Source organism: Arthrobacter sp. 10N44_2 (assembly GCF_056394385.1).
The window spans coordinates 1-12,056 of sequence record NZ_JBFTHT010000019.1; the positions used below are offsets into that span (position 1 = coordinate 1).

Here is a 12,056-nt window from a genome sequence, read left to right on the forward strand (position 1 = left end):
GGTTACGGCGGTCATAGCGTGGGGGAAACGCCCGGTCCCATCCCGAACCCGGAAGCTAAGACCCACAGCGCCGATGGTACTGCACCCGGGAGGGTGTGGGAGAGTAGGTCACCGCCGGAACACCATTAACGGTCGAGGACCCCCACCACACGTGGGGGTCCTCCCGCATTTAACCCCCCTCTCCGGCAGGGCCGGGACCCCGGCAACACCTGCGGGAGCATCCCGCCACACCCCGCCAAACCTGCGGGAGCATCCCGCCACACCCCGCCAAACGTGAGGGAGCGTCACCGGACTTCCCGCCCAAGGTGGGGGAGCGTCACAGCCGCCGTCGACCACCCAACTGCCCGCCAGCCGGCGGCCGCCGACAGAAGTGCCCCGGGAGGTTGTGAGACTTCCCACCGCGGGCCCCCGTCGACCTGATGCCGTTAGCCGGTGGCGGGTTGCTCGCCTAGAATTGGGGGAGATGTACGGACTTCGAAGCGCTTGATTTCGGGTTGCGTAGGAAACGAAACACGGAACAGAGCGGCTGCGATTGCGCCAGTGGTCAGCTCACAACAGGAGGATTCCAGCATGGCTGAGCACAATGATGGCAACCGCGGCGGCAAGGCCCCCGGCAACTCGGGCGGACGCAGTTCCGGTGGAGCCCCTTTCCGCGGCACCAGCAACTCTGGCGGCGATCCCCGCGGATTCCGTTCCAGGGAAGACCGTGACCGCAAGCCGTATGGTGATCGTGCTCCTCGTGAGGGCGGGGATCAGCGCGGCTTCGGAAACAGCGAGCGTAAGCCGTACAGCGGCGGTGGTGAGCGTAAGCCTTATGGTGATCGTGCTCCGCGTGAGGGCGGGGGTCAGCGCAGCTTTGGTGGCGACAGCCGCCCGTCCTATGGTGACCGCAAGCCGTACAGCGGCGGTGGTGAGCGTAAGCCTTATGGTGATCGTGCTCCGCGTGAGGGCGGGGAACAGCGCAGCTTCGGCGGCGGCGACCGTAAGCCTTATGGTGATCGTGCTCCGCGTGAAGGTGGGGGTCAGCGCAGCTTTGGTGGCGACAGCCGCCCGTCCTATGGTGACCGTAAGCCGTACAGCGGTGGTGGCGATCGTGACCGTAAGCCGTACGGTGATCGTGCTCCCCGTGAAGGTGGGGGACAGCGCAGCTTTGGTGGCGACAGCCGCCCGTCCTATGGTGACCGTAAGCCGTATAGCGGCGGCGGTGACCGTAAGCCGTACAGCGGTGGTGGCGATCGTGACCGTAAGCCGTACGGTGACCGTGCCCCGCGTGACGGCGGGGATCAGCGCAGCTTTGGTGGCGACAGCCGCCCGTCCTATGGTGACCGCAAGCCGTACAGCGGCGGTGGCGACCGTGACCGTAAGCCGTATGGTGACCGTGCCCCGCGTGAAGGCGGCGGCCAGCGCAGCTTCGGCGGCGGTGGCGACCGTGACCGCAAGCCGTACGGCAGCGGCGAGAACCGCAAGCCCTTCGGCACCCGCGAGGATCGTCCCGCACGGGGCTTCGACCGTGGCGACTCAGGCCCGCGCCAGTACGGACGCGACCGCCCCGAGGACCGTCCGGTTCGCGTGCCCAATGCCCGCGACCTCCGCAGCGCCAACCGCCCGGACCGGGAGCGTTCACCCCAGATCGACGAGGACGTCACGGGCAAGGAGCTTGACCGCGCCACGCAGCACCAGATCAAGACCCTCGAAGGCACCAGCGCCGAATGGGTGGCCCGCCACCTCGTCATGGCCGGGAGGCTCCTGGACGAAGAACCTGAGCTTGCCTTCCAGCATGCCCTGGCAGCCAGCCGCCGTGGCGGACGCCTCGCGTCCGTCCGCGAAGCTGTCGGCCTGACGGCCTACGCAGCCGGCCACTATGGTGAAGCCCTCCGGGAATTCCGGACCTACCGCCGGATCAGTGGCTCCAACATGCACCTGCCCGTCATGGCCGACTGCGAACGCGGCCTTGGCCGCCCGGACCGTGCACTGGACATGGCCCGGTCCGACGAAGCCAAGGATCTCGACGCCCCCGGCAAGGTGGAACTGGCCATCGTTGCAGCCGGGGCCCGCACCGACCTCGGGCAGCTCGACGCCGCGGTTTCCGAACTGGAAATCCCGCAGCTGGACATCAACCGCGCCTTTTCCTACAGCCCCCGGCTGTTCCGTGCCTATGCTGACGCGCTGACGGCAGCCGGCCGCGCTGCCGAAGCCGCCAAATGGCAACGCCAGGCCACCGTGGCCGAAAACGCGCTGGGCCTCGGGGCTGACGAGGAACCCGACATCATCGATCTCGGCTGGGACGAGGAAGAAGAAGCCCGCGAGGAGGAACGGCAGCGCCGCCTCCGCGCGCAGGAGCATGCCGACACGCACGCCGGAACCGAAGAGCGCGCACCGCGTGCCGCCGGTGCCGGTGCCGCGGCAGAAGCCACCGGCGCCGCAGCCGGAGTGGCCGGCTTGAACGCGGGCGATGAGCTCGCCAGCGACGACGGAGCCGACGACGCCGAAGCCGGCTACTTCGAGTCTGACGACGCCGAGTCTGACCTGGATTCAGTGGAATCCGACGTGCTCGACGAAGCTGATGACGAAGCTGATGACGAAGCCGACGGCGAAGCGATCGACGAGGCCGACCTGGAACTGAACGATGACGCGGACCAGGAACTCTCCGCTGACTCAGAGCCGGCGCAGCACGAAAATGTGGAGGACTAATCGCATGACGGGAACCGCCCTGATCGCCACCTTTGATGCCCTGCTCTCCGATCTTGACGGCGTTGTCTATGCCGGCCCCAACGCCATTCCCGGGGCCGTCGAGTCGCTGCGCCGGCTGGCCGGGGTGGGCGTCGGGCTGGGCTACGTCACCAACAACGCATCCCGTTCCCCGGCACAGGTGGCCCAACACCTGCGCGATCTCGGCGCCCCCGCCGAGGACCACCAGGTGGTGAGTTCCTCGCAGGCAGCGGCAGCGCTGCTGGCGTCGATGCTGCCGGCCGGGGCACACGTGCTGATCACGGGCAGTGCCGCACTTGCCCAGGAAATTGAACTGGTTGGCCTGGTTCCCGTCCGCGGCGCGGAGGATGCCCCCGTCGCCGTCGTTCAGGGCTTTAGTCCGGAACTTGGCTGGAAGGACCTCGCCGAGGCATCGTACGTCGTCGCCGGCGGCGCCCTGTGGGTGGCCACCAACACGGACTGGTCCATTCCCCAGGCGCGTGGAATTGCCCCCGGTAACGGGACGCTCGTCGCCGCCGTGGCAGCCGCGACCGGCAAGAGTCCGATCGTGGCCGGCAAACCCGAAGCCCCACTGTTCCACACTGCCGCCAAGCGGCTGGCGGCCGACCGGCCGTTGGTCGTCGGCGACCGCCTGGACACCGACATCCTGGGCGGCAACAACGCCGGTTTCGCCACCGTCGCCGTGCTGACCGGAGTGGACACGAGGGAATCGATCCTCGCGGCACGATCCGTGGAACGCCCCGATTTCCTCATCAATGATCTGACCGGCCTGTACGCGCCATACCCTGCCGTAGAGCACGACGCCGGGCGGTTCCGCAGCGGCACGGCCTCGGCGGTCGTGCGGGGGCAGTCGGTCCACATCAGCGGCGACCCCGCCGACCTCGATTCGTGGCGTGCCGCCTGTTCGGCCTGGTGGGCCGCAAACCCCGAGACGACCAGCGCGCTGGCTCCGGTCCTCGAGTGGTCCGATCACTAGGCTGGACACATGAGCGAGCTACACCAGGGACTGGACCAGGCCCCAGACGAACAGCCGGCTGAGGCGCCGACCCCTGCGGCCGATGTCGCCTGGCCCGAGCTGCCGTCGCAGCAGCTCCCGGCGGAGCTGTCCGGGCACGCCGCACCAGAGCACGCGGCAGCAGTCCTGGATCCGGCCGTCAACGCTGTCCTGGACCGCCTCGGGGCCGTGCGGCAAATGCCTGTGTCCGGGCACGGCGAAGTCTATGCGGGCATGCATGATGCCCTGCTGGAGGCCCTGAACGAAGACGTGGCCGGCCACGCCGGCGTGGCGCGCCGTATCCATGCCGCGGGGAACGGGGGATCGTGAGCCGGCTTGACCAGGCACTCGTCAGCCGGGGGCTCGCCAGGTCCCGGACCCATGCCGCCCGGCTCATTGCCGAGGGCAAGGTGAGCTCCGGGGGCGAGGTCCTCGCCAAGGCGTCCCTGCAGGTCCCGGAGGACGCCGCGCTGGACGTCACGGCCTCGGCCGAGGACGGCTACGTCAGCCGCGCCGGGCACAAGCTGGCCGGCGCGCTGGATGCCTTTCCCGCCGTCGACGTCGCAGGCAAACGGTGCCTCGACGCCGGCGCCTCCACCGGCGGGTTCACCGATGTGCTGCTTCGGCGCGGTGCGGCCCACGTGGTGGCAGTCGACGTGGGGCACGGCCAGCTGGTGCCGGAAATCCGGAATGACTCCAGGGTTTCCGTGCACGAAGGCCTCAACGTCCGCTACATGGCGGCCGCGGAAATCGGCGGACCGGCCGCCCTGACGGTGGCTGACCTGTCCTTCATCTCGCTGACGCTTGTGGTGGCGCCACTCGCGGCCTGCACCCTGCCCGGCGGCGACCTCGTCCTCATGGTCAAGCCACAGTTCGAGATCGGCAAGGACCGGCTGGGCCGGACCGGCGTGGTCACCTCGGAACGCGAACGCCGGCTCGCCGTGGGCAAGGTGGCTGCCGCCGCCGTGGACGCGGGCCTGGTCTTGTCAGGCCTCGCCCAGAGCCCGCTGCCGGGCCAGGACGGCAATGTCGAATACTTCCTGTGGATAAAACGCGCGATGTCGGAAGTCCCGCCTAAGATCGAGGAGCGGGACGCAGCTGTTGCTGCGTTGCTCGGAACAATCTGGCCGAACCACTAGTACCACCAGAAGGCGGAACCTGATGAGCAGGCGTGTCCTGATCCTGGCCCACACAGGGCGCGAGGAGTCCCTCAAGGCTGCCTGGGAAGCGTGTGCGCTGCTGCACGAATCCGGGCTGGTCCCCGTGCTGCAGGAGAACGAGCTCGGGGACATGGTCCGCTTCTTCGGCCGGCTCGACCACCCGGTCGAGGTCCTTCACGACCACGTGAAGCTGCCCGACGTGGAACTTGTCATGGTCCTCGGCGGAGACGGCACCATCCTCCGGGCTGCCGAACTGGTCCGCGAAGTCGACGTGCCGCTGCTTGGGGTGAACCTTGGCCACGTGGGGTTCCTGGCCGAGAGCGAACGGGCCGACCTCGCCCAGACCGTCGAGTGGATCGCCAGCCGTGACTACACGGTGGAAGAGCGCATGACGATCGACGTCCAGGTCTGGGTCCGCGGCCAGAAGATCTGGCACACCTGGGCCCTGAATGAGGCCGCGATCGAAAAAGGCAACCGGGAACGGATGCTGGAGGTGGTCACCGAAGTCGACGAACGCCCCCTGACCTCATTCGGCTGCGACGGCGTCGTCCTGGCCACGCCCACAGGCTCCACGGCCTACGCGTTTTCCGCCGGCGGTCCCGTGGTGTGGCCCGAGGTCGAGGCCCTCCTGATCGTGCCGATCAGCGCCCATGCCCTCTTCGCGAAGCCGCTCGTGGTTTCGCCGCGGTCCCGGCTCGCCGTCGAGATCCTGAACCGCACCGACGCCCAGGGCGTCCTCTGGTGCGACGGCCGCCGCTCGGTGGATCTGCCGCCCGGCGCGCGCGTCGAAGTGACCCGCTCCGCAACGCCCGTGCGTCTGGCCAGGACGCACCAGACCCCCTTCTCCGGCAGGCTCGTGCGCAAATTCCAGCTCCCCATCCAGGGCTGGCGCGGGCCCGTGCCCCAAACCCGGGCCATCCACACCGGCCCCCTCCCGATCATCCGCACGCCCCGTCCCATGCCGCCGCTTCCCTCGCCGCGCCACGCCGAACCCGGTGACGCGCCCGATCCCTTGCCAGATCCCACAACCGAGAAGTGAACCATGCTTGAAGAACTGCGTATCCGCGACCTCGGCGTCATCACCGACGCCACCCTGCCGCTGGGCCCGGGCCTCAGCGTGGTGACCGGTGAAACCGGTGCCGGCAAGACCATGGTGGTGACCGCCGTCGGGCTGCTCCTCGGTGCCAGGTCCGACGCCGGCGCCGTCCGCAGCGGCGCGAAGAGCGCCTCGGCGGAGGCTGTGCTGAAGCTCGACGCCGGCCACGCTGCCGTCGCGCGGTGCAGGGAAGCCGGGGCCGAGGTGGAGGAGTTCGACGGCGGTGTGGAACTGCTGCTGGCCCGCAGCGTCGGAGCTGACGGCCGCAGCCGGGCCTATCTGGGCGGACGCGCCGCGCCGGTGGGGGTGCTGGCCGAAATCGGCGAAACCCTCGTGGTGGTGCACGGACAGTCGGACCAGATCCGGCTCAAGAGCCCGGTGGCGCAACGCGGCGCCCTGGACAAATTCGCTGGCGAGAGCCTTGCGGGCGCGCTGACCGCCTATCAGGACCTCTACGCGCACTGGCATGCCAGCCAGGGCGAGCTGGACTCCTTGCGCAGTGCCGCGCGTGAACGCCTCCGCGAGGCCGAGTCGCTGCACGTTGCCCTGGCCGAGATCGACGCCGTGGACCCGCAGCCGGGGGAGGACGAGGCCCTCAAGGCCGAGGCCGTGAAACTGGCCAACGTAGAGGAACTGCGGATCGCGGCCAGCACCGCCCACCAGGCCCTCATCGCCGAGGACTTCGGTGAAGAAGCCGACGCCACCACCCTCGTGGACGCTGCCAAACGCACCCTGGAGCACGTGGCCGAACACGACGGGGAGCTGGGCTCTGCCGCGGCGCGCCTGGCCGAGGTCGGTTTCCTGCTCAACGACGTCGCCGCTGAACTCGCCAGTTACCAGGCCGCCCTTGACACGGAGGGCCCGGAACGGCTCGCCGAAATCGAGGACCGACGGGCCGCGCTGGCCAAGCTGGTCCGCAAGTACGCGCCGAGCATCGACGAGGTGCTGGTCTGGGCGGAGGAGGCCCGGGCCCGGCACGAGGAACTCCAGGACGACTCCACCAGGATCGAAGCGCTGGACGCCGAAGTCGCACGGGCCGAAACCGAGCTCCGGAAGAAGGCCGCCGGGATCAGCAAGGCCCGCACCAAGGCCGCCAAGGACCTCTCCGCGCGGGTCAGCGCTGAGCTCACGGCGCTGGCCATGGCCGATGCCACCCTGGTCATCAATGTGGAGCCCGCAGGCCAGCTGGGACCGTTCGGGGCCGACGAGATCTCCTTCCTGCTTCAGCCGCACTCCGGCGCGCCGGCCCGGCCGCTGGGCAAAGGCGCCTCGGGCGGTGAACTCTCCCGCGTCATGCTCGCCATTGAGGTGGTGCTTGCCGCCGTCGATCCCGTCCCGACGTTTGTCTTCGACGAGGTCGACGCCGGCGTCGGCGGCCGTGCCGCCGTCGAGATCGGGCGCCGGCTGGCGATGCTGGCCCAGCACGTCCAGGTCCTCGTGGTGACCCACCTGCCGCAGGTGGCCGCGTTCGCGAACCAGCACATCAGGGTCACCAAGACCTCCGTGCGGGGCGCTGACGGGGCTACCGCCACCGGCTTCACCTCCAGCGACGTGCAGCTGCTGGACGAGGCCGAGCGCGTCCGCGAACTGGCCCGCATGCTGGCCGGCCAAGAGGACTCCGAATCAGCCCAGGCCCACGCCCAGGAGCTGCTGGACGACGCCAAACTCCTCCCGCAAAGCTAGGCGGGCCCGAAAGGACCTCCGCAGGGACTCCCGCAAGGACCGCTGCTAGGACAACAATCACATCGGGATCCCGCCAAGGAACCCGTGGAAGGCCGAATTGATGATAAGCTCAAACCCCGTGGTGCAGCGATCAAACTCTCGTGTAAATTCCCGGTTTCCGGGCTCGTCCAAGACGACCAAACACATCTTCGTCACCGGTGGTGTAGCGTCCTCGCTCGGTAAGGGACTGACGGCTTCGAGCCTCGGCCACCTCCTGCGGGCACGCGGTCTGTCTGTAACAATGCAAAAGCTCGATCCCTATTTGAATGTGGATCCGGGCACGATGAACCCCTTCCAGCACGGCGAAGTCTTCGTCACTGACGATGGCGCCGAGACGGACCTGGACATCGGCCACTATGAGCGCTTCCTCGATGAAAACCTCGAAGGATCGGCCAACGTCACAACCGGCCAGGTCTACTCGACCGTCATCGCGAAGGAACGCCGCGGCGAATACCTCGGCGACACCGTCCAGGTCATCCCGCACATCACCGATGAGATCAAGCGGCGCATGCGGCTTCCCGCCGAGGGCAAGAACGCCCCCGACGTCATCATCACCGAAATCGGCGGCACGGTGGGCGACATCGAGTCCCAGCCGTTCCTCGAATCCGCCCGCCAGGTCCGCCAGGACATCGGCCGCGGAAATGTGTTCTTCCTCCACGTGTCCCTCGTGCCTTACATCGGCCCGTCGCAGGAGTTGAAGACCAAGCCGACGCAGCACTCCGTTGCCGCGCTGCGCTCCATCGGCATCCAGCCCGAGGCAATCGTGATCCGGTCGGACCGAGAAGTCCCGCAGCCGATGCGCGACAAGATCGGCCGCATGTGCGACGTCGACATCGACGCCGTGATCGGCTGCCCGGACGCACCGAGCATCTACGACATCCCGAAGACCCTGCACTCCCAGGGTCTGGATTCCTACATCGTCCGCGCCCTGGACCTGCCGTTCAAGGATGTGGACTGGACCAGCTGGGACAAGCTGCTCGACGCCGTCCACAACCCGAAGCACGAAGTTGAGATCGCGCTCGTGGGCAAGTACATCGACCTGCCTGACGCCTACCTGTCCGTCACGGAGGCCCTGCGCGCCGGCGGCTTCGCCAACGACACCAAGGTCAAGATCCGCTGGGTCCCCTCGGACGAATGCGAAACCCGTGAGGGCGCCGTGCAGTCCCTGGCCGGCGTCGACGCCATCTGCGTTCCCGGCGGCTTCGGCATCCGCGGCCTGGAAGGCAAACTCGGCGCCCTGAAGTACGCCCGCGAAACCAAGCTCCCGGTCCTGGGCCTGTGCCTGGGCCTGCAGTGCATGGTGATCGAGTATGCCCGCAACGTAGTCGGCCTCGAGGGAGCGTCCTCGTCCGAGTTCGAGCCGGACTCCAAGTACCCCGTCATCGCCACGATGGAAGAGCAGCTGGACATCGTTGACGGCAAGGGCGACCTCGGCGGCACCATGCGCCTGGGCCTGTACGAGGCCAAGCTCGACGAAGGCTCCGTCGTCGCCGAGACCTACGGCGCCACGAAGGTCAGCGAACGGCACCGGCACCGCTACGAGGTCAACAACAAGTACCGCGATCAGATCGCCGCCAAGGGCCTGTCGTTCTCCGGAACGTCGCCCGACGGCAAACTGGTCGAGTTCGTGGAACTTCCCCGCGACGTCCACCCGTACTACGTGGCCACGCAGGCGCACCCCGAGCTCAGCTCGCGGCCCACGCGCCCGCACCCGCTGTTCGCGGGCCTGATTGAGGCTGCCCTTGGCCACCAGCGGGCCGGCGACGCCGCGAACGCTGCAAGCAGCAGCCCGAGTGAAAAGGCCGATGCCCCGGCACCTGCGCCCAAGCCCTCGTCGGCAGCAGTGTCCAAGTAATTTCCAACTGAATCAAAGGACGGCGCGATGCCCGGTATGTCTGAGACCCCCAATGCTGCACGGCAGGTTTCGGATGAGCCGAGCCCGCGCCGTCTTTTGTCGTCCCGAAAGGTGTACGAGGGCAGGATCTGGGACGTCGTCAGCGACAGTTTCCAGCTCAACGACGACGGCGACACCCTGGTCCGGGACTACATCGACCATCCAGGCGCGGTGGCGGTTCTCCCGATGAACGACGACGGCGACGTGCTGCTGCTCCGGCAGTACCGGCACCCCGTCGGCATGGACCTCTGGGAGATCCCCGCCGGGCTGCTTGACGTCGAAGGGGAGGACTTCGTCGTCGGGGCCGCCCGCGAACTGGCCGAGGAAGCGGACCTTGTCGCGGACCGCTGGAACGTGCTGGCGGACTTCTTCAACTCCCCGGGCTCCTCCAGCGAGGCCATCCGCATCTACCTGGCCCGCGGCCTGAGTGAGGTGCCGGGACATGAGCGGCACGTCCGCACGGACGAGGAAGCCGAAATCGAACTGCGCTGGACCCCGCTGGACGAGGCCGTGCAGGCGGTCCTTGACGGCCGCCTCCACAACCCGTCCGCCGTCGTCGGCGTCCTGGCCGCTGCCGCCGCCCGCGCGGGCAATTTCGAAAGTCTCCGCCCGGCCGACGCGCCCTGGCCCGCCCATCCCAGCCAGCGCTAGTGGAGCCGCTGATCGCCGAACCGCCGGCCCCGGCGCAACTTCCGGCCCCGGCGCAGGCAGCCGCTCCCGAGCGCCCGCCCGCCAGGGCGTTGACGGCGATCGACCGCGCAATCACTGACTACCTGCAGCACATGGGCGTGGAGCGGGGCCTCGCGGCCAACACCCTCTCCGCCTACCGGCGGGACCTGGCCCGCTACGCCAGGCATCTGGCCCACGCCGGCCGGGAACGCCCCGCGGAGATTACCCGGCACGACGTCACCGGATTCGTTCAGGCGCTCTCCGACGGGTCCGACGGCGGCTCCGCCCTGGGCATCCGCTCGGCGGCCCGGACGGTGGTGGCGGTGCGCGGACTCCACAAGTTCTGGGCCCTCGAAGGCATCACGTCCACCGACCCGGCCAGCGACGTCCACCCGCCCATGCCCGGCAAGCGGCTGCCCAAGGCCATCAGCGTCGATGAGGTCACCCGGATCCTCGAGGCGGCCGGCACGGACACGGCAACGGGCCTGCGCGACCGCGCGCTGCTCGAATTCCTCTATTCCACCGGTGCCCGCATCAGCGAAGCCGTGGGCCTGGACGTTGACGACATTTCCCTGCACACCTCCGGCGGGTCCGATGCCGGCGACGGGCCCGCGATCGTCAGGCTCTTCGGCAAGGGGTCCAAGGAACGCCTCGTCCCGCTCGGATCCTACGGGGCACGAGCCCTTGACGCCTACCTCGTCCGTGGCCGGCCCCTGCTGGCCGCCAAGGGCAAGGGCACCCCCGCCCTGTTCCTCAACGCCCGCGGCGGCAGGATCAGCCGGCAAAGCGCCTGGACCATTTTGAAGGCGGCGGCGGACAAGGCCCACATCACCAAGGACGTTTCGCCACACACGCTGCGGCACTCCTTCGCCACCCACCTGCTGGAGGGCGGTGCCGACGTCCGGGTGGTGCAGGAGCTGCTGGGGCACGCCTCGGTGACCACCACGCAGGTCTACACCCAGGTGACGGCCGATACGCTGCGGGAGATCTACGCCGCCGCGCACCCGCGCGCCCTGGGCTAAGGCGTAGTCCGCCGGGTCCCCGCACCGCGCCGGTGCCGGCAAACTTTTTTGCGGGCCTGTGTAAGAAAATGCCGTTCACTGGACACTTACACAGCAAGAAGAAGTCATCGATGTCCGGGGGAACCACCATGTTGGCTGCCAAAGAGCAAGCGTTCATTGATCTGCACACCCAACACTCCGCGCGGGTCTACCGCTACATTGCCTGCCGTATCAGTGACCGGCACCGCGCCGAGGAACTGGCCGCGGACGTCTTCAGAATTGCCTGGGAGAAGGAGCTGTCGGAACCGCCCGGCATTGGCTGGCTGTTGGCAACGGCCCGGAATGTGGTCGGCAATGAGTACAAGGGCCGCCGTCGCCGCCAGGAACTTGTCGAAAGGCTGAAAGACGATGCGCGCAGCCAAATCCCCGAGTCAAACAATGAAGAACGAGGCGCCGTGGCAGAGGTGCTGGTGCAGCTCAGGGAGCGGGACCGCGAGGTCCTCATGCTCAGCTACTGGGACGAGCTGACCATCGCTGAACTGGCGCAGACGCTGGGATGTTCCTCATCCGCCGCTGCGGTTCGCCTCCACCGGGCACGCCGGGCGTTTGCGAAAGCTGCCCCCTCACATCTCATGACCGAACGGAAGGACTAGCCATGGACCGCATCGAACAGCTCATGAGGGATGCAAAACCTCGGGTGGGAGCGCCGGGAGCAGAGCCGGGAAGCGACTCTGCCCGCTCAATCGTATTTTCCACGGATCCGAATGTCGTCCTTTTGGCAGGGCGCGCTCCGGCACGACGGAATGCCGTG

General features: G+C 68.3%; 10 protein-coding genes and 1 rRNA gene. All 11 read left to right on the top strand.

Features of this window, described 5'->3' with window-relative positions:
* Positions 1 to 3: 3 nt before the first annotated feature.
* The 11 genes from rrf (at position 4) to AC1DBX_RS17315 (ending at position 11,898) form a co-directional block, all read left to right on the top strand.
* Positions 4 to 120: ribosomal RNA gene (rrf, locus tag AC1DBX_RS17265) — 5S ribosomal RNA — on the top strand.
* A 450-nt stretch (positions 121 to 570) separates the two neighbouring features.
* Positions 571 to 2,691, top strand: a complete 2,121-nt coding sequence (locus AC1DBX_RS17270) for a hypothetical protein (protein WP_476932319.1) — start codon at positions 571 to 573, stop codon at positions 2,689 to 2,691.
* A 4-nt stretch (positions 2,692 to 2,695) separates the two neighbouring features.
* Entirely contained in the window at positions 2,696 to 3,685 is a 990-nt protein-coding gene (locus tag AC1DBX_RS17275) for an HAD-IIA family hydrolase (RefSeq protein ID WP_476932320.1), read from the top strand.
* Between the two features lie 9 nt (positions 3,686 to 3,694).
* Positions 3,695 to 4,033 (top strand): hypothetical protein, encoded by a 339-nt coding sequence (locus AC1DBX_RS17280; protein WP_230010829.1) that lies wholly within the window; start codon positions 3,695 to 3,697, stop codon positions 4,031 to 4,033.
* Positions 4,030 to 4,842: a TlyA family RNA methyltransferase gene (locus AC1DBX_RS17285; protein WP_459384348.1), complete on the top strand. Its 813-nt coding sequence runs from the start codon at positions 4,030 to 4,032 to the stop codon at positions 4,840 to 4,842. Before AC1DBX_RS17280 ends, AC1DBX_RS17285 begins: the two co-directional genes overlap by 4 nt.
* Positions 4,843 to 4,864: 22 nt before the next feature.
* Positions 4,865 to 5,902 (top strand): NAD kinase, encoded by a 1,038-nt coding sequence (locus AC1DBX_RS17290; RefSeq protein ID WP_476850376.1) that lies wholly within the window; start codon positions 4,865 to 4,867, stop codon positions 5,900 to 5,902.
* Between the two features lie 3 nt (positions 5,903 to 5,905).
* Positions 5,906 to 7,642, top strand: coding sequence for a DNA repair protein RecN (gene recN, locus AC1DBX_RS17295; RefSeq protein ID WP_476850377.1), 1,737 nt, complete (start codon positions 5,906 to 5,908; stop codon positions 7,640 to 7,642).
* A 100-nt stretch (positions 7,643 to 7,742) separates the two neighbouring features.
* Complete coding sequence (locus AC1DBX_RS17300) at positions 7,743 to 9,536, top strand: CTP synthase (protein WP_476932321.1); 1,794 nt, start codon at positions 7,743 to 7,745, stop codon at positions 9,534 to 9,536.
* Between the two features lie 27 nt (positions 9,537 to 9,563).
* Positions 9,564 to 10,226 carry an NUDIX domain-containing protein gene (locus AC1DBX_RS17305; protein ID WP_476850379.1) on the top strand — a complete coding sequence of 221 codons (663 nt, stop codon included), beginning with the start codon at positions 9,564 to 9,566 and terminating at the stop codon, positions 10,224 to 10,226.
* An 8-nt stretch (positions 10,227 to 10,234) separates the two neighbouring features.
* Positions 10,235 to 11,266: a site-specific tyrosine recombinase XerD gene (xerD, locus tag AC1DBX_RS17310; protein ID WP_476850472.1), complete on the top strand. Its 1,032-nt coding sequence runs from the start codon at positions 10,235 to 10,237 to the stop codon at positions 11,264 to 11,266.
* Between the two features lie 110 nt (positions 11,267 to 11,376).
* Entirely contained in the window at positions 11,377 to 11,898 is a 522-nt protein-coding gene (locus tag AC1DBX_RS17315) for an RNA polymerase sigma factor (RefSeq protein ID WP_476859879.1), read from the top strand.
* Positions 11,899 to 12,056 lie beyond the last annotated feature (158 nt).